Origin of the sequence: Nonomuraea sp. SYSU D8015 (assembly GCF_008065375.1) — a bacterium.
In the GTDB taxonomy this organism is placed as follows: Bacteria; Actinomycetota; Actinomycetes; order Streptosporangiales; family Streptosporangiaceae; genus Nonomuraea.
In genome coordinates, this window is record NZ_VJYI01000002.1 from 832,478 (window position 1) to 852,700 (window position 20,223).

The 20,223-nt window shown below is 70.0% G+C and carries 17 protein-coding genes; 8 read left to right on the forward strand and 9 right to left on the reverse strand.

The features are described from left to right. Window positions 1–51 precede the first annotated feature (51 nt). Complete coding sequence (locus ID574_RS13355) at window positions 52–531, forward strand: tetratricopeptide repeat protein (protein ID WP_188189106.1); 480 nt, start codon at window positions 52–54, stop codon at window positions 529–531. Here the strand turns inward: ID574_RS13355 and ID574_RS13360 are convergent. After that, window positions 528–1,907: an LCP family protein gene (locus ID574_RS13360; RefSeq protein WP_223166643.1), complete on the reverse strand. Its 1,380-nt coding sequence runs from the start codon at window positions 1,905–1,907 to the stop codon at window positions 528–530. The two genes, ID574_RS13355 and ID574_RS13360, sit on opposite strands and share 4 nt — an antisense overlap. A 127-nt stretch (window positions 1,908–2,034) precedes the next feature. Here ID574_RS13360 and ID574_RS13365 point away from each other — a divergent pair, with 127 nt between their 5' ends. Beyond that, complete coding sequence (locus ID574_RS13365) at window positions 2,035–2,760, forward strand: class I SAM-dependent methyltransferase (protein ID WP_188189107.1); 726 nt, start codon at window positions 2,035–2,037, stop codon at window positions 2,758–2,760. Window positions 2,761–2,791: 31 nt separating this feature from the next. Then, window positions 2,792–4,231, forward strand: coding sequence for an MFS transporter (locus tag ID574_RS13370; RefSeq protein ID WP_188189108.1), 1,440 nt, complete (start codon window positions 2,792–2,794; stop codon window positions 4,229–4,231). On the opposite strand, the gene ID574_RS13375 is transcribed toward ID574_RS13370, so the two are convergent. The 3 genes from ID574_RS13375 to ID574_RS13385 form a co-directional block, all read right to left on the reverse strand. Then, window positions 4,158–4,766, reverse strand: coding sequence for a thymidylate synthase family protein (locus ID574_RS13375; RefSeq protein WP_188189109.1), 609 nt, complete (start codon window positions 4,764–4,766; stop codon window positions 4,158–4,160). The genes ID574_RS13370 and ID574_RS13375 overlap by 74 nt on opposite strands. Before the next feature lie 51 nt (window positions 4,767–4,817). Further along, on the reverse strand, window positions 4,818–5,489 hold the full coding sequence (locus ID574_RS13380) for a hypothetical protein (protein ID WP_188189110.1): 672 nt from the start codon (window positions 5,487–5,489) through the stop codon (window positions 4,818–4,820). Between the two features lie 85 nt (window positions 5,490–5,574). Further along, complete coding sequence (locus tag ID574_RS13385; protein WP_188189111.1) at window positions 5,575–6,546, reverse strand: polyprenyl synthetase family protein; 972 nt, start codon at window positions 6,544–6,546, stop codon at window positions 5,575–5,577. A gap of 73 nt (window positions 6,547–6,619) precedes the next feature. On the opposite strand from ID574_RS13385, the gene ID574_RS13390 reads away from it, so the two are divergent. Both ID574_RS13390 and ID574_RS13395 read left to right on the forward strand, forming a co-directional pair. Next, window positions 6,620–7,102, forward strand: coding sequence for a flavoprotein (locus ID574_RS13390; RefSeq protein WP_223166644.1), 483 nt, complete (start codon window positions 6,620–6,622; stop codon window positions 7,100–7,102). A gap of 93 nt (window positions 7,103–7,195) precedes the next feature. Next, on the forward strand, window positions 7,196–8,140 hold the full coding sequence (locus ID574_RS13395; RefSeq protein WP_223166717.1) for a serine hydrolase domain-containing protein: 945 nt from the start codon (window positions 7,196–7,198) through the stop codon (window positions 8,138–8,140). Window positions 8,141–8,169: 29 nt separating this feature from the next. Here the strand turns inward: ID574_RS13395 and ID574_RS13400 are convergent, their stop codons facing one another. Continuing rightward, window positions 8,170–9,045: a LysR family transcriptional regulator gene (locus ID574_RS13400; protein WP_188189113.1), complete on the reverse strand. Its 876-nt coding sequence runs from the start codon at window positions 9,043–9,045 to the stop codon at window positions 8,170–8,172. Between the two features lie 71 nt (window positions 9,046–9,116). Here ID574_RS13400 and ID574_RS13405 point away from each other — a divergent pair, with 71 nt between their 5' ends. Continuing rightward, the gene (locus tag ID574_RS13405) at window positions 9,117–9,995 is read left to right on the forward strand and encodes a 4-hydroxy-tetrahydrodipicolinate synthase family protein (protein ID WP_188189114.1); all 879 of its coding nucleotides are present in this window, start codon (window positions 9,117–9,119) and stop codon (window positions 9,993–9,995) included. On the opposite strand, the gene ID574_RS13410 is transcribed toward ID574_RS13405, so the two are convergent. Then, the gene (locus tag ID574_RS13410; RefSeq protein WP_188189115.1) at window positions 9,957–11,102 is read right to left on the reverse strand and encodes an FAD-dependent oxidoreductase; all 1,146 of its coding nucleotides are present in this window, start codon (window positions 11,100–11,102) and stop codon (window positions 9,957–9,959) included. The two genes, ID574_RS13405 and ID574_RS13410, sit on opposite strands and share 39 nt — an antisense overlap. Before the next feature lie 51 nt (window positions 11,103–11,153). On the opposite strand from ID574_RS13410, the gene ID574_RS13415 reads away from it, so the two are divergent. Beyond that, entirely contained in the window at window positions 11,154–11,627 is a 474-nt protein-coding gene (locus ID574_RS13415) for a MarR family winged helix-turn-helix transcriptional regulator (RefSeq protein WP_223166645.1), read from the forward strand. Window positions 11,628–11,640: 13 nt separating this feature from the next. Here the strand turns inward: ID574_RS13415 and ID574_RS13420 are convergent, their stop codons facing one another. From ID574_RS13420 to ID574_RS13430, 3 genes are read right to left on the reverse strand one after another with little or no spacing between them, the layout of a single operon-like run. After that, entirely contained in the window at window positions 11,641–16,494 is a 4,854-nt protein-coding gene (locus ID574_RS13420; protein ID WP_442939301.1) for a DNA repair ATPase, read from the reverse strand. Window positions 16,495–16,496: 2 nt separating this feature from the next. Further along, on the reverse strand, window positions 16,497–18,590 hold the full coding sequence (locus tag ID574_RS13425; RefSeq protein ID WP_188189117.1) for a flotillin family protein: 2,094 nt from the start codon (window positions 18,588–18,590) through the stop codon (window positions 16,497–16,499). Continuing rightward, window positions 18,590–19,141, reverse strand: coding sequence for a hypothetical protein (locus ID574_RS13430; protein ID WP_188189118.1), 552 nt, complete (start codon window positions 19,139–19,141; stop codon window positions 18,590–18,592). The genes ID574_RS13425 and ID574_RS13430 overlap by 1 nt, the downstream gene beginning before the upstream one ends. Window positions 19,142–19,285: 144 nt before the next feature. Between ID574_RS13430 and ID574_RS13435 the strand changes: the two genes are divergently transcribed. Further along, window positions 19,286–20,200: an NADP-dependent oxidoreductase gene (locus tag ID574_RS13435; RefSeq protein WP_188189554.1), complete on the forward strand. Its 915-nt coding sequence runs from the start codon at window positions 19,286–19,288 to the stop codon at window positions 20,198–20,200. Window positions 20,201–20,223 lie beyond the last annotated feature (23 nt).

Consider the following 20,223-nt stretch of genomic DNA (forward strand, 5'->3'; position numbering starts at 1 on the left):
GATGAAAATCGTTTCCGGGCTGGTCGATCTCCATGATGCCACACTGGGATCATGCGTAAAGGTGAATTGGCGCAGGCCGTGCGGCTGCGCGAGGCGGGCAAGACGGACGAGGCCCGCCACCTGCTGGTCGATCTGGCGCGGCGCCATCCCGACGACGCCGAGGTGGCCTACCAGACGGCGTGGGTGCACGACGTGCTCGGGCTGGAGGCCGAGGCGGTGCCGTACTACGAGACGGCGTTGGCGGGGCAGGGGTTGAGCGCCGAGGACCGGTTGGGCGCCTACACGGGGTACGGCAGCACGTTGCGGGTGCTCGGGCGGTACGAGGACGCGTTGGAGACGTTCGGGCGCGGGCTGGAGGAGTTCCCCAGGGATCCGGCGCTGCGGACGTTCATGGCCATGGCGCTCCACAATGCCGGGCGGTCGAGGGAGGCCGTCTCGACGCTGCTCAAGGTGGTCGCCGAGTCCGGCAAGGTGGGCGGCTACCGGCGAGCCGTCGAGTACTACGCGGACAATCTGGACGAGACGGTCTAGCGGCAGATCGCGTCCAGGCTGACCGGGTCCTCCTCCGCGCCCGGCTCCGGCGACGCGGCCCGGGGTGCGGTGGCGGACCTGGCCGAAGGGCGCTCCTTCAGGGCCTGGTCGACCTTGCGGCGGATGAGGGACCAGTCGGGGTAGACGGTGCTGATCAGCGGCGGCACGAAGCTGAGGCTGCGTATCTTGGTGCCCTTCACCTTCTGGGCCAGCTCCACGATGGCGGGCAGGAGGGCCTGCGGGATGTCGGTGGAGATCGCCCGCTTGGTGGCGGCGGCGAGGCGCTCGAAGCTGTTGAGCAAGGTCATCGGGTCTGCCTGCTTGGCGACCGCGTTGAGCAGGCATTTCTGGCGCCCCATCCGGACGTAGTCGTCGCTGTCGGTGCGCGAGCGGCCGTACCAGAGGGCCTGTTCGCCGGTGAGCTTGCGGGTGCCGGCGGGCAGGAGGCCCTCGCGGTGGCGGCCGTACACGATGGGCTCCTTGATGGTGACCTTCACGCCTCCCATGGCGTCGACCATCTCCGCGAAGCCCTTCATGTCCACCATGGCGTAGTAGTGCACGGGGATGCCCAGGATGTAGCTGATCGTCTGCTTGAGGAGGGTGGGGCCGCGCTTACCCCTCCCGACGCCGGGCACCATGTCGGGGTGGTCCTCGGCGTACTGGAAGACCTCGTTGAGCAGGCCGGGAGTCTGCGGGTCGCTGCCGGTGAAGCCCCACGGGAAGCGGGCCCTGGCCGGGCCCTTGGGGAGCGGCACGCGCTGGAGGTTGCGCGGCAGGCCGAACAGGGTGGTCGTGCCGGTCGTGACATCCACGCTGGCCACGGTCATGCTGTCGGTCCGCACGCCGGGCCGGCTGGGGGCGGAGTCCGCGCCGACCAGCAGGAAGTTGACGCGGGCGGCGCCGCTCCACGGGTCGTCGGCCAGGATGGGGCTGTTGCCCGTGGCGGAGAACAGGCTGTTCACGACGTCGCGCGAGACGTGGGCGAGCCTGGCGGCGTAGACGGTCGGGGCCAGGACGAGCGCGCAGAGAGCGATGGTCAGCGTCGTGGTGAAGAAGCGGCCGACGGCGTCCGAGCGCGGGGGGCGTACCAGGAGGAAGGACCAGACGATCACGCCGGTCCAGGCCAGCGCGATCACCACCAGGCCGGCGGTGAGCCAGGCGAGCCAGCGCGGCTGCACGGCGAGCGACAGGAGGTTCGTGCTGAACGCGGTGAAGACGGAGAGGATCGAGACCAGCATCAGGATGTACGCCGCCATGAGCGCCACGCCGGTCTTGCGGCGCTCCGCAGCCACGTGCGCCACCCCCCACAGCACGGCCGACGCCAACGTCAACGTGATGCTCGCCCCCAGGCCGAATCCCCGATCTTTGCCCGTCATGCCTGGTCAAACCCCCCATCCAGTGCCATCCAAGTGACCTTAGTAATGGGATGTGCGTGACTGTCGGTGTGAAGGGGAAGGGGTCGGTCAAATCCCCGTCAAGACCTACTTGAGATATAACGTGAATGTGAGCAAGCGACACGGTACCTACGGGTTCGACGCACCTGGCGCCATCGCCGGTTTGCTCTTCGGAGCGATCGGGCTGATCGCCCTGGCGGTGATCTCGTTCGTCCAAGACATCCTGGCGGCGGGCATCGCGTTCCTCTTCGGCGGTCTCTACACGCTGGCCAGCGCGGCCAGCTACCTCTACACGACGCGGCGGGGCAAGTTCGCCGTCTGGGCGGAGGAGCTCCAGCGGCTGCAGGGCGACGAGCGGCTGCTCGACATCGGCTGCGGGCGGGGAGCGGTGCTGCTCATGGCGGCCGAGCGGCTCGGCAAGGGCCGGGCGACCGGCGTCGACCTGTGGCGCAAGCGCGACCGGTCGGGCAACGGCGACTCGACGACCAGGGCGAACGCCGAGGCGGAAGGCGTCTCCGACCGGGTCGAGCTGGTGACGGGCGACATGCGCGACCTGCCGTTCGGCGACGACGCGTTCGACGTGGTCGTCTCGAGTCTGGCCATCCACGACATCCGTGACGCGGAGGGCCGCGCGCAGGCCGTCCGCGAGGCGCACCGTGTGCTGCGGCCCGGCGGTCTGATGCTGCTCGCCGACTTCCACCACACACCCGCGTACGAGGCGACGTTACGCGAGATCGGTGTCGTGGACGTGCGGCGGCGCGACGCGGGCTGGCGGTTCTGGTACGGCGGTCCGTGGTTCGGCACGACCTTCGTCGAGGCCAGGAAGCCCGCGTAGAAGGGGCTTGCCGGGGTAGCCAGAAGCCTTTATGAGCGACGTGGAAACCGGCACGATAAGCACCAAGGTGCCCGCGCGGCTGGACCGGTTGCCGTGGTCACGGTGGCACTGGATGATCGTCATAGGGCTCGGCACCGTCTGGATACTCGACGGGCTCGAGGTCACCATCGTCGGCAATCTGTCCGCGCAGCTGGCCAAGCCGGGCAGCGGCGTGGACATCACCCAGGCGCAGGTCGCGGGCCTGGCGGCCGCGCTCTACGTCGCCGGAGCCTGCTCGGGGGCGCTCTTCTTCGGCTGGCTGACCGACAGGTTCGGCAGGAAGAAACTGTTCATCGTCACGCTGATCGTCTATCTGGCGGCGACGCTGATGACGGCGTTCTCGTTCAGCGCGTGGTGGTTCTTCCTGTTCAGGTTCATGACCGGATTCGGCATCGGCGGCGAGTACGCCGCGATCAACTCGGCCATCGACGAGCTCATCCCGAGCCGGCACCGCGGGCGCATCGACATCATCATCAACGGCAGCTACTGGCTCGGCGCGGCCGGCGGGGCGCTGCTGACCGTGCCGCTGCTCAACGACCTGCCGGTCAACATCGGCTGGCGCGTGGCGTTCGGGCTCGGCGTGGTGCTGGGTCTGGCCATCCTCCTCGTGCGGCGGCACGTGCCGGAGAGCCCGCGCTGGCTGTTCATCCACGGCCGGGACCGGGAGGCCGAGGAGATCGTGGACGGCATCGAGCGGGAGATCGGGAAGGACCTGCCCGAGCCGGAGCAGTCGATGACCGTGCACCAGCGCAAGTCGATCGGGTTCGTCAGGATCGCGCACACGATGGTCGCGCTCTACCCGAAGCGGACGGTGCTCGGCCTGTCGCTCTTCATCGGCCAGGCGTTCCTCTACAACGCGATCACCTTCGGGTACGCGCAGATCCTGTCCACGTTCTTCCAGATCGACACATACACCGGCTACTACTTCGCGGTGATAGCGCTCGGGAACTTCCTCGGCCCGCTGCTGCTCGGCCACCTCTTCGACACGGTGGGCCGGATCCCGATGATCTCGGCCACCTACATCGGGTCCGGGCTGCTGCTGCTCGGGACCGCGTGGCTGTTCAACGAGGGCATGCTCACGGCGGTCACGCTGACCGCGTGCTGGTCGGCGGTGCTGTTCGTGGCCTCGGCCGGGGCCAGTTCGGCGTACCTGACCGTCAGCGAGATCTTCCCGATGGAGACCAGGGCGATGGCGATCGCGTTCTTCTTCGCGATCGGCACGGCCGCCGGCGGCATCGCCGGTCCGCTGGTCTTCGCCTCGCTCGTGGAGACCGGCGTGCCGGGCGACACGGCGCTCGCCTTCACCATCGGCGCACTGGTGATGATCGCCGGTGGGTTGGTCGAGCTCTTCCTGGGCGTCAAGGCCGAGCGGAAGGGGCTGGAGGCCATCGCGGCGCCTCTGACGACCGCCGGAGTCGCGCGGGCCGCATGACCTGGAGCACCTGCGTGCTGTCGGCCAGGTAGAGGTGGGGCACGTCCACGAACACCCGCATCGGCCCCCGCTCCAGGCGCAGCGTCCGCGCCATCCGCGCCTGGACGTCGGCGAGCGGCACGTAGTTGAGGTAGCTGGTGTAGGCGTTCTGGGAGCGGAACGTCGCGGTCATCACGAGCGCGTCGTTCCTGATCCGGAACGCCAGGCCGACCAGGCAGGGCACCGCGTCGTACGGCTCGTCCGGGCCGGTGAGCGAGATCCACGCGCTCTTGCTGTACGGCTTGGACCGCAGCAGGTCGGCCGCCCACCGCAGCTGGGTCCCGATCCTGGCCGCATAGCTGTACTTGAACGGCGGCACGATCGCGTCCTCGCTGAACTTCCTGCTGTACAACGCCAGCCGCTCGGGGTCGCCGTACCGCTCGATTATCGGGTCGTCCCTGCTGACCCGCGCGATCTCGAACAGCACGGCCGGTCCCTCGACGACGGGACCGCGGTCGTCGAGGGCGAGCGTGCCCGCCGACCAGACATGGCGCATCAACCAGATCCACGCCTCCCCACATGACGCCCATTGAGCTGGGCCGGGCATTCACGTCTCCAGATTCGGGAACTCGTAGGGGTTGCGGGGGAGCCGGCGGCGCCGGGTCACGTTGCAGCGCACGTAGTACACCGCATAGTGAAGCAGCGCGACCAGCAGGATGCCGGTCATGAGCGTGAGCAGGCTCGGGTCCTGGCCGCTCAGACCGGTCACACCGACGGTCAGGTAGGTGGAGTTGACGGTGGCGAGCATCATGACGTTGATGCCCGGCCAGGCGAGCGGCGCGTACGTCTCGGGGAAACGCGGATCGATCGGGAGGTTCGGGCTCCAGCCGAGCTCTTTCCTCAGCCTCGTGGCGTAGAGGAGCCGGAAGTTGTTGATCGCCCGTGCCGTCCTGGCGTGCGCGTTGACCGCTTCGATGAGACGCAGGAACGGCAGCACGCTCAGCAGGCCGAACGCCGTGATCAGGGCGAACAGATACCACGGCACCCGTTGCCACTGCGTCAGGCTCTGCGGGTCGACCACCTTGGCGCTGGCCAGGGCGATGGCGGCGAGGAACGGGCCGGACAGCAGGCTCAGGGCGAGCCTGGTCATCTTGAGCCGCTCTTCTTTGGCGGCGAGGTGGACCGCGTAGATGCCGGTGAAGTCCACTGCGGCCAGCTGGAGGAACTGGCTAGCCCCGAGATCGTCCTCCCTGGCCATGCGAAGGGGGGTCTTCCGCATGGGCGTGCTCCTGGTCTTGGTACCTCCAGTATGAGCGGATATCTGGGGAATGGGCGGGCATTTCTACCAATTGTTCCAACAAATCTCAACTCACGGCGGTCAGGGAGGCGGTGGCCGCCACCCGGTCGATGTACGCGGTCGGGAGGCCGTACAGGAGGGTCGCCATCTCGCGGTCGTGGATCACCGGCAGGGCGGCCACCGCGTCGGATGCCAGGCCGCGGCAGTACTCGATCGTGGTGTCCGCCATCCGGCTCGCCCGCAGCCTCCGCAGCACCTCGTCCACCTGCTCCGGGCGGCCGAGCAGGTCCTTCACGTCCGCGTCCGCCAGCAGCACGGGGAGGCTGTAGACGCCCTGCCGCAGGTCGTTCCCCGCCGGCTTGCCGAGCTGCTCGCTGGTGGCGGTCAGGTCGAGCAGGTCGTCGAGGATCTGGAAGATCAACCCGAACTTCTCCCCGTACGCCGCCATCCGCGCCCGGTCCTCCGGCGAGGCGTGCGCGCAGACCGCCGCCACCAGGCAGCCTGCCCGGAACAACGCGGCGGTCTTGCCGGTGATGGACCGGAAGGCGTTCTCCCTGGTCCGGTCCGCGTTGAACAGGTCGGTCGTCTCCAGGTACTGCCCCTCGGCCAGCTCGACGACGGTCGCCGCCAGCACCTCGGCGACCGGCCTGGACACTGCCGTGATCGCCGCCAGCCCCGCCCTGGCCAGCATGAAATCCCCGATGAGCAGTGCCTTGCCGTCACCCAGCTCGGCGTTGAGCGTCCTCGCGCCGCGGCGCTCCGTCGCCCGGTCCATCAGGTCGTCGTGCACGAGCGACCCGGCGTGGATGAGCTCGACGCAGGCCGCTGCCGTGATCACGCGCCTGTCGGGCGCCTTGCCGAGCGCGATCGAGGCCGCGAGCGTCAGGGCCGGCCGCAGCCGCTTCCCGCCGGCCGCGACGACGCGCTCGGCGCCGGCGCTGATGCCGGGCAGCGTGGAGGACCCGCTCAGGCGCCGGATCCTGGCCTCGACCTTGTGCAGGCCGTGGATGATGGCAGGGCTGCTCAGAAGTTGATCCATGTCCCCAGCGTGCGTCGCGGCCGCTGTGCCACGGCTGAGAGACGCTGAGGGCCCTCTCAGTACGCTGGCCACCGTGACCGAAGCGCGGGCCAAGGAACTCTACGTCGTCGTCTGCGCGGCCGATCCGGCGGCGGAGGTGAGCCGGCTCGTCGCCATGGCGCAGGAGGCGGGCTGGATCGTCCAGGTCGTCGCCACGCCGTCGGCGCTCGACTTCATCGACGTGCCGGCGCTGGAACGGCAGACCGGCCGCCCGGTCCGCAGCCGCTACCGCAAGCCGTCCGAGCCCAAGCCGCCCCGGGCTGACGCGATCATCGTCGCTCCGGCCACGTACAACACGATCAACAAGTTCGCGCAGGGCATCGCGGACACGTACGCGCTGGGCGTGCTCGCCGAGGCGCCGGGGCTCGGCATCCCGGTCGTGGTGCTCCCGTGCGTCAACGACGCCCTGGCCGCGCGGACCCCGTACCGGCGCAGCGTGGAGGATTTGCGGGCGGACGGCGTACGGGTGCTGCCGGGGCTGGACTGGGAGCGCGCGCTGGCCGAGTTGGGAGACTGAGCCCACGCGGCCTTTCCCGATGCGTGGGTTGAGTCTGACACCGTGTGAGGCGGTATGCCGGGATGTGTCGATTCTCAGGAGGACATCGTGGCGATGGCGGAGCGGGTGGACGCGGTTCTGCGGGAGGACCGGGCGCCCGGGTTTCACGGGCTCGTGGTGATGCGGGGTGGGGAGGTCGTGCTGGAGCGGTACGGGGCCGGGATCGATCATCGGCTCGGCGACTCGCTCGGGCATGTCGAGTTCGGCCGGGACACCCTGCACGACCTGCGGTCCGTGTCGAAGAGCGTCGTGGCGCTGCTGTACGGCATCGCGCTCGACGAGGGGCTGGTGCCGGAGCCGCGCGCGGGGCTGGTGGAGCAGTTTCCGGAATATCCGGATCTGGTGGCGGACCGGGAGCGGACCCATCTCACCATCGAGCACGCGCTGACCATGACGCTCGGGCTCGACTGGGACGAGAGCGCCCCCTACACGAGCCCGGCCAACAGCGAGATCGCGATGGAGCTCGCCCCCGACCGCTACCGCTACGTGCTGGAACGCCCGGTCGTCGAGGAGGCGGGGAAGCGGTGGCTGTACTGCGGCGGCGCGACCGCCCTCATCGGCGGGCTCATCGCCCGGGGCGCGGGCAGGCCGCTGGAGGAGTACGCCGCCACCGCGCTCTTCGAGCCGCTCGGGATCACCGCGTTCGAGTGGAGCAAGGGCGGCCACGGTGTGGTGTCGGCCGCGGCCGGGCTGCGGCTGCGCCCGATCGACCTGGCCGCCATCGGGCAGCTCGTGCTCGACGGCGGCCGCGGGATCGTGCCCGCCGAGTGGATCCAGGAGATGCTGCGGCCGCGGGTGAAGATCGACGACAGCGTGGAGTACGGGTACCAGTGGTATCTGATCGACGGAAAGCGTCCGCACGTCAAGGGCATGGGCAACGGCGGTCAGCAAGTGCTCGTCCTCCCCGCGGAAGAGCTCGTCGTGGCGGTGACCGCCGGCGAGTACGACGGGCACGCGCCCAGCTCCCCAGCCCTGATCGAGGCCGTCCTCGCGGAATGAGGCGCGGGCGGGGCGGCGCAGGAGGCCCGTCAGGGGGCTGAGGGGAGGTCCTTGCTCGCCGTGTGGAAGGCGGCGACGGCGGCCCTGATCGCCGGATGCTCGCCGTACCCCTTCCTGAACGCCGCCAGCGTGCGGCGGCCCAGCGGCAGGCGGGTCAGCGTGACGCCGGACGGCGGCGCGGCAGCGGCGAGGTGTGGCACGAGCGCCACGCCCTGGCCCGTCGCCGCGAAGGCGAGGATGGTGTCGAAGTCGTCGACGTGGTGCCGGACGCGCGGCTCGAAGCCCGCCGCCTGACAGGCCCTGATCGCCATGGTGTGGCAGAGCGTGCCCGGCTTGTTGACGATCCAGGCGTCGTCGCGGGCGGCGGCGATCGAGGCTCGGTCGGTCAGATACATCGGCTCGCTGAACAGCGGCTCCGTGTCGATGGACGCGTCGGTGACGGGCGGGACGAAGTCGTATTCGTGCACGAGCGCCACGTCCAGCTCGCCTGCCCGCAGCGCGGCCGAGACGTCGGCGGGGTCGATCTCGGAGACCATGGGCTCCAGGCCTGGGTGCGCGGCGGCGAGCCCGGCCAGCGCGGGCGGCAGGAGCACGCGGGCCGCCGTGGGGAACGCCCCGATCCGCAGCGGCCCGGAGGGCCCGCCCCGGGCCGCGGCGAGGGCCGCCGAGGCGCGTTCGAGCTGTTCGAGCACGGCCTGGGCGTGCTCCACCAGGAGCCGGCCCGCCGGGGTCAGCGTCACGGTGCGGCCGGTGCGCTCCAGTAGAGGCACCCCGGCCTCCCGCTCCAGCGCGCTGAGCTGCTGCGAGACCGCCGACGGCGTGAACGTGACGGCCTCGGCGACCGCGGCGATCGTGCCGCGTCTGGCGAGTTCGCGGAGCAGGTGGAGCTTGCGCGGATCGAGCATAAGCTCAGCTTACGGCGAAGCGTAGAAATCCGAACTGGACCTAACGGATTGTCCCGGGTCAGGCTCGGAGCATGCTGAGAGGAATCCATGTACCGCTGGTCACCCCGTTCACCTCGGCGGGCGAGGTGGCCTTGGACGCGATCGAGAAGCTCGCCCACCAGGTGCTCGACGACAGCGCGGCCGGGCTGGTCGCGCTGGGCACCACCGGGGAAGTGGCCGCGCTCGACCCCGATGAGCGCGCCGGGGTGATCGAGGTGTGCGCGCGGGTCTGCGCCCAGCGGCGGGCACTGCTGACGGTGGGGGTGACCGGGAACGACACACACTCGACGGCTCAGGCGCTGCGGAGCCTGCCCGAGGGGGTCGGGGCGGCGCTGGTGACCGTGCCGTACTTCCTGCGGCCCGGCGAGCGCGGCGTCATCGCGCACTTCGAGGCGCTGGCCGAGGAGACGCCGGTGCCGTTGGTGATCTACCACATCCCGTACCGGACGGGGCAGGCGGTCGGCGCCGCGACGCTGCGCCGGCTGGGGGCGCACCCGATGGTGGCGGGCGTGAAGTACGCGGCGGGCGGGATCGACCAGGACGCCGTCGACCTGCTCGCGGACCTGCCCGACGGGTTCGAGGTGGTCGGCGGCGACGACGCGTTCATCTCGCCGCTGCTGGCGCTGGGCGCCGCGGGCGGGATCCTGGCCTCGGCCCACCTGCGGACCAGGGAGTTCGTGGAACTGGCCGACGCCTGGCAGGCGGGGGACGCGGGACGGGCGAGGGAGCTCGGGCACAGGCTGGCCAGGCTGTCGGCCGCGCTCTTCGCCGCGCCCAACCCGACCGTGATCAAGGGCGTGCTGCACGCCCAGGGCCTGATCCCGACCCCGGACGTGCGGTTGCCGCTGGTGCCCGCCGGCACGGAGGCCGTGTCACAGGCTCGCCTCGTAGCGGTACATCCAGGCCAGTGACTCCTGGCTCGCGCTCTTCCTCAGGAAGATCGGCAGCATCAGGTCGCGGAAGACCCGGCCCACCGGGCCCGCGGCCTTGCTGTTGCTGATCGTCCGCGAGTACGCCACCACGCGCTCCGCCCTGGGGCGCCGCTCGGCCTCGAAGCGCTGGAACGCCTCCGTGTGGTCCCGGCTGTCACGCAGGCACCTGGCCAGCACGACAGCGTCCTCGACGGCCAGCGAGGCGCCCTGGCCCGAGCTGGGCGAGGTGGCGTGGGCCGCGTCCCCGAGGAGCAGGACCCGGCCGCGATGCCACACGGGCACCGGCGGCAGGTCGTGGATCGGCAGCCCCAGCTGGATCTCACTGCGTGCGATGAGCTCGGCGGAGGAGATCGCGTCGTCCTCGAACGCCCTGACCAACTCCGCCTTCCAGCTCGCCGGCACGTCGCCGAGCCGCCTGGGCAGGTTCGCGAACCACCAGGTCTCGCCCGACTCGCTTGTCGAGTAGCCGAAGAACGCGCGCTTGCCGAAGACCATGTTGTACACGCCCGGCTCGCCGCTCAGGCCGCCGTCCTTCGTGATCCCGCCGAAGTTGTACAGGCCGCTGTAGCGGGGCGCCGGGGCCTGCGGGTCGAGGATGGAGCGGGTGCGCGAGTGCACGCCGTCGCAGGCGATCAGGAGGTCGCCGGTGGCCTCGGTGCCGTCCTCGAACCTGGCCGTGACCTGGCCCGCGCGCTCGTCGTACGAGACCAGGCGCTTGCCGTAGGAGATCTTGACGCCGCGCCGCTCGGCCTCGGCGCGGATGATCCGATAGAGGTCGGAGCGCAGGATGGTGTGGCTCACGGTGCCGTCGTCGAGCCGCAGGCCGTTGGCGACCTCGCCGAGCCGCTTTCCTGTGCCGCTCCACATGACCATGCGCGGTGTGGGGATGCCCGCGTCCAGCACCTTGCGGTGGGCGCCCAGCACGCGGAGGGCGGCCAGACCGTTCGACGCGATGTTGAGGAACGAGCCCACGCCCTCCGCGTCCTGTCCGTACGCCTCGTGGATCTCGGCGTCGATTCCCACCTCGAGCAGGGCCATCGCGGTGACGGGGCCTGCGATGCCACAACCTATGATCAATGCCTTCATTGTGCTAACCTTTCGTTCGGTCGAACGAAATATATGGCGAAGGCGGGACCCGTGTCGAGAGGTATTTCGGAGCACCGAAAGAAATTGCTGGAGGAGCTCGCCGTGGCGGGCAGGGAGAGCAGCAACGCCGCGGTGATGTACCACAGCGCCATGGGCGAGCGGCTCGGCCTCGGCATGACGGAGGAGAAGACCCTCGACCTGCTGCAACGCCTCGGGCCGCTGACGGCGGGGGAGATCTCGCAGCACACCGGGCTGGCGCCGGCGAGCGTCAGCGGACTGATCGACCGGCTGGAGGGCAAGTGGCTGGTGCGCCGGGTCCGCGACACCCGCGACCGGCGACGGGTCATCGTGGAGATCAACTACGAGCGGCTGACCGGATTCGGTGAGCTGTTCGAGCCGTTCGTGGCCGCGCTGTCACAGCTGTACGAGCGCTACACCGACGAGCAACTGGAAGTGATCCTGGACTTCCTCACCAGATCCACGGCGCTGCAGCGGGAGGCCACCGCTGCCCTCGCCGGCGACTGACGGCTCGGACACCCTAGCGGTCGGACTCCCTGATGGCCGTGCCGACCTCGCTGACGCGGTCGGCCAGCAGGCCGATCGCGCCCACCGCCCGGGTCATCGGGTCGTCCTCCGCGCCGCCGAGGGCCTTGGCCCGGAGGTAGGCCCGCTTGACCTCCGCCCAGCGCTCCGCCTGGGCAGGCGACAGACGGCCGCGCAGCTCGGCCAGCTTGAGCAGGTTGGCCTCCGCGTCCGTGGTCAACGTCTGCGCCTCGCCCAGGTAGTGATCGTCGATCACCGCCTCCAGCTCGGCGTCGTTCATCGCGGGCACGATGCGCTCGGCCAGCTTGTTCATGTTCCGGTACGACCCCTGCAGCCGGTACGGAGGCTCCGTGCGAGCCGCGTCGGACTGGGCGGCCGAGGCGATGTACGCCTGGTTGTTGCCCAGCACGACCTCCTGCACGCGGACCAGCTTCGCCAGCACGCTGAGGATCTGGTCGAGCTCGGGCTTGCTGTACGGGTGCTTGAGCTGGTCGGGCTGGACCGTCGTGTCGCCCTTCGCCAGGCGTACCAGGAGCTCCACGTCCGTCCGGTCGCGGCTGGAGAGCGGGGACAGGATCGGGTTGGACGTGAGCGCGTTGTCGATGTAGCTCAGCGCGAACAGCTCGTCCTTGCCCGACAGGACGTCGCCCAGGTTCCACACGTCGGCCCGGTTGGCCAGCATGTCGGGGATGCGGAACCGCCGGCCCGACTCCGTGTACGGGTTCCCCGCCATGCACACCGCGAACCGCTTGCCGCGCAGGTCGTAGGTGCGGGTCCGGCCGTTCCAGACGCCCTCGATGCGGCGCTGGGCGTCACAGAGGGAGATGAACTTCTGCAGCAGCTCGGGTGAGGTGTGCTGGATGTCGTCCAGGTAGAGGAGGGTGTTGTTGCCCGTTTCCAGAGCGAACGAGATCTTCTCCACCTCCTGCCTGGCCGTCGCGTCGGGCGCGTCCGCCGGGTCCAGCGAGGTGACCTCGTGGCCCAGGGCGGGGCCGTTCACCTTGACGAAGACCAGGCCGAGGCGGCTGGCCACGTACTCCATCAGGGTCGTCTTGCCGTAGCCGGGTGGGGAGATGAGCAGCAGGAGGCCCATCTGGTCGGTGCGCTTGCCCGCGCCTGCCGCGCCCAGCTGCTTGGCCAGGTTGTCGCCGATCAGCGGCAGGTAGACCTCGTCGAGCAGGCGGTTGCGGACGAAGGCGCTCATGACCTTGGGCTTGTACTCGTCCAGGCGGAGGCGGTGGCGTTCGGCCTCCACCACTTCGTTCCTGCGGCGCTGGTAGGCGCGGAAGGCGGGGACGCGTTCCTCGCGGAAGCGGCGGGTCCTGGGGAGCATCTCGTCCAGCTGGACGTGCAGCTTGCGGTCCTTGATGCGGGGGTGCGTGCCCAGGAGGCCGTCCACGGTTTCGGTGGTGGCGGCGCTGGAGTCGTGGCGGGGCAGGTCGGCGCAGAGTTGCACGGCGATGGCCTCTGCCGTCTCCGGGCCCTGGTGGTACGCGCCCAGCCAGGCCTGGGCCAGCTGGAGGCGTTCGGGCAGGGGGACCGCCTTCAGGTCGTCCTCGAACTCCCGGACCTTGACCGGGCCGAGGGACTGGCGGAAACCCTCGAGGAGGTCGCGGGCCGCCTTGCTGGTCACGAAACCGAAGGGGCTGCTCGCCAGCTCCTCGACCAGATATTCCCCGGCCGACCGGGCCGTGTCCGCCGGCACGTCCCCGGCACCGGTGCGCAGGCCGGCCAGGAACTCGCCGATCAGGCCGCCCAGCTCCGCCGCCACCGAATCCAGTGCAGGGGTGATGCCGAAGATCGTGCGGGCGCGCACCAGCGACACGGCACGAGTGGTGAATGTTTTACGTGAAACCTCATCCACCCCGAAAGCCCAGAACAGCTGTGCCGTGGCCCGGACCGCGGCCGGGTACCGCAGCAGCCCGGCCCCTTCGCGCAGCCGTACCAGCGTGTCCAGGATGAGCGTGGCGTCGTGGTCGTGGACGCCGCGCTCGTAGCCCTCGTCGTAGCGGGATTCGGCGGCCTGCCGGACCAGGTCGGCCAGGGGAGCCCCGGGGGACACGGAGTCCAGGAGGGAGGCGGCCAGGTGTTCGGCGCGGTAGACCTCGGGGGTCTCCGACACCAGCAGTTGGTCCCAGAAGGGGCGGGTGTCCTCGAAGGAGGGCGGCACGGGCGATCGGTAGTCCGTGCCGGTGATCGCGAAGTACATGAAGCCGTCGTGCGGCACCAGCGTCAGGTCGATGGGCTGGGTGTTGACGGCGAAGCGGTGGTGGCCGAGGCGCAGGGTCTCGCCGCCGTCCGAGAAGAGGTCCAGGCGGTCGCGGAGGGCGCGTCCGGCCTCCTGCTGGGCCGACTTGATCCGTCCGTCCAGCTCCTCCGCCCGTACGGCGTCCCCCAGCGAGCGCAGCTCCCCTGCGGCCGAGCGGACCTTGGCCACCATCGGGTCCGTCGCGAAGTACGTGTTGACCTCGTCCAGGGAGCCGAGCGAGCCGAGCCGGCGAGTGATGCTGCCGAGGATGCGCTCGGCCGAGGCGAAGATCCGGTCCGCCCGGCGGGCCAGCTCGTCGAGCTGGGTCTGCTTGCGGGCCGAGAACGCCTCGTAGACGTCGTCCCGCTTGGCAGACAGCTGCGCGGCGAAGTCGTCGAACTCGCCGAATCGCGACTCCAGGTTCTCCAGCTGGAGCATGAGCCGCCCGAGCTGCTCGTCGCACTTCCCGGGGGTGTCCGCCACCGCCAGCGCGCCGGTGATGGCCTGGCCGAGCAGGGCGAACTCGGCGGCGAACGCGGCCCGCCCCTCCGTGCCGAGCAGCTCGCGCCGCCGCCCGTCGAGCACGGCGCGGGCCCGGTTCACGCCGCCGAGGACCTCGGCGATGCGGCCCAGGATGGAGGTGCGTACGGTCGCGTCGGCGATGTCCAGTGAGCCGACGACCTCGGTGACGACCTCCAGGCCCTCCGCCTGCTCCTCCAGCCGGTCGGCGACGGGGGCGGCCTCGGCGACCGTGGCGATCGCGGCCGCGTCGGCGGCCAGCCGGTCGACGGCCGCGTGGTAGGAGGTGAACGCGTCCTCCCGCGAGAGGAACGCGACGGCCCGCTTGCCGGTCGCCGCCAGCTCCTCGGTCACCGACGTGGACAGCGCGTCCAGCGCGGCCAGGTCGATGTAGCGGGTCCCGCGCAGCGTCACCAGATGGCCCTGGGCGCGGCGCAGCGTGGCCAGCATGGTCACCCAGGCGTCGGCGGTGGACGGGCTGTCGGCCCGCGCCTGGCGTACGAGCTGGGTGGTCTCCTCCGTCGCCTTGGCGAGGGACTCGGACGCCTGGCGGGTGAGCTGTTCGACGTTCTCGTACTCGTCGAGGACCTGCTCGGCGGTGGCGCGCACGTCGGCGAGCGGGGCGCGCAGACCGTGCTCGCCGAGCCAGTGGTAGGAGTCGAACGTTCGTGTGCAGGCGGCGATCAGGCCCTCGAACGTGCCGGCCGACGGCGCCATCTCCTCCACCATGCGGGACACGGAGAGGCAGTCGGAGATGCCGCGTACCAGCTCGGCGTTGCCGATGCGTTCGAGGGGGCCCGTGCCGGCGGGCTGGGCGGCGGCGTACGTGTCGGAGACGTACGGGGTCTGCCAGACCTGCATCGGGTGGACCCGGGTCGGCTCCTCGGAGGTGGCGCGGAAGACCACCATCGTGCCGTCGTCGAACAGCGAGTACCCGTGGCAGACGATGGGGTTGGCCACCTCCTTCCTGATCACGTTGTACGGCAGCAGCAGCGAGCGCCCGTCGCCGCGCGCGTGGAAGACGTACAGGACGTCCTCGCCGTTGGGCGAGCGGACCACCCGCTCGAACTCCAGCTCCGTCACGTCCGTGTCGAACGTCTTGCTGACCCCGGTGGTCAGGTAGTAGCCCCCCGGAAAGATCAGCCCCTGGTCCTCGGGGAGGCGCTGGCAGGCCTGCCCGATGCCGTCCAACCTGATCACGGCCTTGGTGCGGACGTTGAAGACCAGGTGGCGCCACTCGGTCTCCTTGTACGGCCGGATCCGCATGAGGATCAGCGGCCCCACCCTGGCGTACTCGACGTCGGCGTCGGCGAGGCTCTGCAGCTGCTCGGTGACCGGCTCGGAGTAGATGCCCGCGCCGGTCTCCGTGTTGTCCTCGATCTTGATGGTGAGGTCGCCGCCGACGGTCTCGACGAACACCTCGCCCTGGATCGAGATGTGCGGGTGCCGGCCGAGCACGTGGTCGTCGCGGGTGGTCGGCGTCCACTCGAAGTCGTGCGACGGCGGGAAGACGTGGTCGCGCTCACCGCGGTTGTCCAGATATTTCGGGATCCCGTCGTTGCCGACCGTCCACCGGAGCACCCGCAAGTCCGCGGGGCCGGTCTGGAACACCGCGAGCAGCTTGCCCTCGACCCGCCTGAGCTGCTGGAGCCGGGTCTCCTTGTAGTACCGGTAGAGCTCGGCGAAGTCCTTCTTGAAGGCGGGGTCGTCGAGCGTGTCGAGCTTGTCGGCGTCGAACCTGAAGGCGTCGCCGTCCCTGGAGAACCGGTGCACCGCGAACACGTCGGACACCGCCGTCTCGGGCTTGAGCCCTATGAAGACGTTGTAGCCGAACAACATCACGTCGCCCAGGGAGACGATGTCCCTGGGGACGCAGTTGTTCTCGGTGCGGATCCGCTCGGTGCCCAGCAGGCGCAGCTCGGCGCCGCCGAAGACCTTCAACCGCTCTCCGTTGAGCGCCTCGGCCGCCGTCGCGAGGGCCTTGGCCTGGGCCTGGAGGCGGTTCCTGAGCACCTCGTAGGTGCCCGCCTCCAGCTGCGCTTCGACGACCGTGCTCATTTCTCCCCTGCTCACTTGGCCCATGCTCATTTGGACGGGGCCAGCGCGGCGACCGGCGAGTCGGCCACGCCCAGGCGGCGGGCCGTCTCGAGGAGCTCGCCGAGCGCCGACGACTGCGGGCCCCCGTCCTGGATCAGCTTCATGAGCAGCGCGGAGACGGTCAGGTTCTTGAGGTCCTCGGTACGCACGCCGCTCACCACGTTCGCGAGGTCGGCCGCCAGGCTGGCCTCACCGTTGACGTAGGGCCGGACGATCGCGCCGGCGACCTGCGAGTGGTCCACGAACCCGTCCACGACCTTGCCCGCGGTGATCGAGCCGACGACCCTGTCGAAGAACATCGTGTCGCCGCCCACGATGTCGATGTTCGCCTTCGAGAGCCCGGCGGCCAGCACGCTCGCCTGCGACTCGGCCACCTGCCGCGACACGTCGATGTGCCTGAGGCGGATCTCCTTGTCGGCCTCCAGGCGCAGGCGGTACTCCTCGTGCGCCCTGCTGGCCTCGTCGAGCGCCGCGAGCGCGGCCGCCTTCTCGGTGAGACCCTCGGCCTCGGCCTTGAGCTTCTCGCCCACCGCGGCCGCGCCGGCGAGCGCCATCGCCTGCTCGCCCTCGGCCTGGGCCTTGAGCCGCTCGCCCTCGACGACCGCCATCGCCTTGGCGCCCTCGGCCTCGGCGGAGAGCTTCTCCTTGAGCGCCACGGCCTCGGCGCGGCCGACCTTCTCGATGGCCTCGGCGTCGCGCTCCTTGACCTGGACCTGCGCCAGGCCGGCGGCGGCGGACTCGGCCTGGATGCCCTCGGCAAGCCGGATCTTGGCCCGGGTCTCCAGCTCGGCGGCCTGCTGCCGGGCCTCGGCGAGCACGAGCTCCTCGCGGGCCTTGAACTTGGACGCGGCCTCCGCGGCCTCGGCGGCCTTGATGTCCTTGACCAGGTTCTCCTGGGCCTCGGCCTCGGCGGCGATGATGACCTGCTGGCGGGTGCGCTCGGCCTCCTCGACCACGCGCAGCCGCTTGATCGACTCCTCCTGCTCGGCCACGGTCTTGTCCACCGCGATGCGCTCGCGGATGACCTCGGCGATCGCCCGCTTCTCGGTCTCGACCTCCTTGTCCTTGGCGATGCGCGACAGCTCGGTCTCGCGCTCGCGGGCGATGACCTCGAGGACGCGGTCCTTCTCGATGCGCTCGGACTCGATGGCGATCACGCGCTCGCGGTTCTTCGTGGCGACCGCGATCTCGCGGTCCTTGTTCTCGTGCTGGACGCCGATCTGCTCGTCGGTCCTGATGTGCGCGGTCTGGGCGCGCAGCCGCTCCTCGGCCTGCACGCGGGCGATCTCCGCCTCCTCGCGGGCCTTGACGGTCTCGATCTCGCGCCTCTGCTTCATCTCGGCGTCGGCCTGGCGGCGCTGCAGCTCGAGGATGGCCTCCTTCGCGTCCACGTTCTGGCGGGTGATCTCCTTCTCCTCGTTGCGCTGGAACTCGTTGGTGCGCACGTGCTCGATCGCCGTCAATTCGGTGATCTTGCGGATGCCCTGCGCGTCGAGGATGTTGTTCTTGTCGAGCTGGTGGAGCCCGGTCTGCTCCAGGTAGTCGATGGCGGCGTCTTCCAGGCTGTAGCCGTTGAGGTCGGTGCCGATGAGCCGGACGATCTCGTCGCGGAACTCGTCGCGCTTGGTGTAGAGGTCGACGAAGTCGAGCTGCTTGCCGGCGGTCTTGAGCGCCTCGGAGAACTTGGCGTTGAACAGCGCCTGCAGCGTGGTCTCGTCGCTGGCGCGCGCGGTGCCGATGGCCTGGGCGACCTTGATGACGTCCTCGGCGGTCTTGTTCACGCGAACGAAGAACGTGATCTTGATGTCGGCTCTGATGTTGTCCCGGCAGATCAGGCCCTCGCGGCCGGTGCGCTCGATCTCGATCGTCTTCACCGAGATGTCCATGATCTCGGCCTTGTGGACGACGGGCAGGACCACGGCGCCGGTGAACGTCACGTCGACCTTGTTGACCTTCGACACGATCAGTGCCTTGCCCTGCTCGACCTTTCGGAAAAGCCGGGCGATGAGGATGAGGATGCCGATCACGATGATCAGGACGACTGCGAGGAAAACGCCGAAGCCGGTTGAGATGACGTCCATCAAAGCTCGCTTTCGTAGGGCATGACCCAGAAGAATTCGCCGTCTGCGTCGTATTCGAAGATGAGTGCTTTGTCGCCGCGAGCGAGGCGGTCCTGCCCCGTCGTGCGCACCTGCACGACCGCGGACGAGCCGTCGGCGGCGGTGACCTCGGCCTGGCCGAAGTCGTGAGTGGCCGAGCCGGTGCGTATGACGCACATCTGACCGACGAAGTCGCCGCGCGAGGCCCGGTCCCCTTCGGGGAACAGCCTGCGCAGCGGAACCAGCAGGCCACGGGTGGCCAGCCAGGCCCCGCCCGCGGCGGCGAAGGGGACGGCGAGCAGCAGCCCGCCGCCCACGACCACGCTGCCGACCAGACAGAGCAGCCAGGCCAGCGCGATCAGCAGCGACAGCGCGACCCCGGCGGGGACTCCCCCGAGTCCCAGCCAGGCGGCGTCGTCATCCAGCTCGAACAGACCGGTGATGACCACCAGCCAATAGCCGGCGACCACAAGAAGAAGGAAGCTGAAAATGACCGTCGGAAAGCTCAGTGCGGTGTCTAAGAACTCGCCCATCCCGCCTCGGTGCCCATCCCCCGTGTGATGTCCTGTCGGACTATATCGAGATAAAGCGCGAGTAAAACAGAAAGTTCCCGAATGAGTCTGGCAGTTGACCTCAACCATGGTTGAGGTAGCAGGCTTGGCCGCATGAGCGACGTGATGAGGGCGGCGGCCTTCGCCGAGCCCGGCGGTCCGGAAGTGCTGAAAGTGATGGAGCTCCCCGCTCCCCAGGCGGGGCCGGGGCAGGTACGCGTGCGGGTGAAGGCGGCCGGGGTGCAGCCGTTCGACACGGCGGTGCGGCAGGGCTGGTTGCCGCCGTACCTGTCCGCGACGGACTATCCGCGGATCCCCGGCAACGAGTTCGCGGGCGTGGTGGATCAGGTGGGCGAGGGCGTGACCGGGGTGTCGGTGGGGGACGAGGTGCTGGGGTTCTCGGCGCTGTTCTCCTACGCCAAGTACATCGTGGTCCCGGGGACGGACGTGGCGCCCAAGCCCGCGGGCGTGCCGTGGGAGGTGGCCGGCGGGCTGACGTCGGGCGTGCAGACGGCCGAACTCGCCCTCGACGGGCTCGGCGTCAAGGAGGGAGAGACGCTGCTCGTGCACGGCGCGGCCGGGTCAGTGGGAACGGCGGCGGTGCAGATCGCGAGGATGCGCGGGGCCACGGTGATCGGCACGGCCCGCGAGGTGAACCACGACTATCTGCGTGACCTTGGCGCGATCCCAGTCGTCTACGGGGAGGGGCTGGCCGACCGGGTGCGCGCGCTCGCGCCCGGCGGGGTGGACGCGGCCCTGGACGGAGCCGGAGGGCACGCGCTCGAGGTCTCGCTCGAACTCGTCCCCGAGCGAGGGCGGATCGTCACGCTGGTCGAGCACGGCAAGGCGGAGGAGCTCGGGGTGAAGCTCGTCCAGGGCGTCCGTACGGCCGAGCGGCTCGGGCGTTACGCCAGGCTGTATGCCGAGGGCCGGTTCAAGTTCCCGGTGCGGAGGGCGTACCGGCTGGAGGAGGCGGCGGACGCGCACCGGGAGATCGAGACCGGGCACGGCGCAGGCAAGATCGTCCTTCAGATCGGCTGACGGACTTCAGGTCGGCTGACGGA

What these genes read in the sequence shown, in the direction of transcription:
- ID574_RS13370 (WP_188189108.1), top strand. Translation starts at nt 2,792, where the DNA reads ATGAGCGACGTGGAAACCGGCACGATAAGCACCAAGGTGCCCGCGCGG.
- ID574_RS13435 (WP_188189554.1), top strand. Translation starts at nt 19,286, where the DNA reads ATGAGGGCGGCGGCCTTCGCCGAGCCCGGCGGTCCGGAAGTGCTGAAA.
- ID574_RS13360 (WP_223166643.1), bottom strand. Translation starts at nt 1,907, where the DNA reads ATGACGGGCAAAGATCGGGGATTCGGCCTGGGGGCGAGCATCACGTTG.
- ID574_RS13395 (WP_223166717.1), top strand. Translation starts at nt 7,196, where the DNA reads ATGGCGGAGCGGGTGGACGCGGTTCTGCGGGAGGACCGGGCGCCCGGG.
- ID574_RS13420 (WP_442939301.1), bottom strand. Translation starts at nt 16,494, where the DNA reads ATGGGCCAAGTGAGCAGGGGAGAAATGAGCACGGTCGTCGAAGCGCAG.
- ID574_RS13375 (WP_188189109.1), bottom strand. Translation starts at nt 4,766, where the DNA reads ATGCGCCATGTCTGGTCGGCGGGCACGCTCGCCCTCGACGACCGCGGT.
- ID574_RS13355 (WP_188189106.1), top strand. Translation starts at nt 52, where the DNA reads ATGCGTAAAGGTGAATTGGCGCAGGCCGTGCGGCTGCGCGAGGCGGGC.
- ID574_RS13430 (WP_188189118.1), bottom strand. Translation starts at nt 19,141, where the DNA reads ATGGGCGAGTTCTTAGACACCGCACTGAGCTTTCCGACGGTCATTTTC.
- ID574_RS13385 (WP_188189111.1), bottom strand. Translation starts at nt 6,546, where the DNA reads ATGGATCAACTTCTGAGCAGCCCTGCCATCATCCACGGCCTGCACAAG.
- ID574_RS13410 (WP_188189115.1), bottom strand. Translation starts at nt 11,102, where the DNA reads ATGAAGGCATTGATCATAGGTTGTGGCATCGCAGGCCCCGTCACCGCG.
- ID574_RS13400 (WP_188189113.1), bottom strand. Translation starts at nt 9,045, where the DNA reads ATGCTCGATCCGCGCAAGCTCCACCTGCTCCGCGAACTCGCCAGACGC.
- ID574_RS13405 (WP_188189114.1), top strand. Translation starts at nt 9,117, where the DNA reads ATGCTGAGAGGAATCCATGTACCGCTGGTCACCCCGTTCACCTCGGCG.
- ID574_RS13380 (WP_188189110.1), bottom strand. Translation starts at nt 5,489, where the DNA reads ATGCGGAAGACCCCCCTTCGCATGGCCAGGGAGGACGATCTCGGGGCT.
- ID574_RS13425 (WP_188189117.1), bottom strand. Translation starts at nt 18,590, where the DNA reads ATGGACGTCATCTCAACCGGCTTCGGCGTTTTCCTCGCAGTCGTCCTG.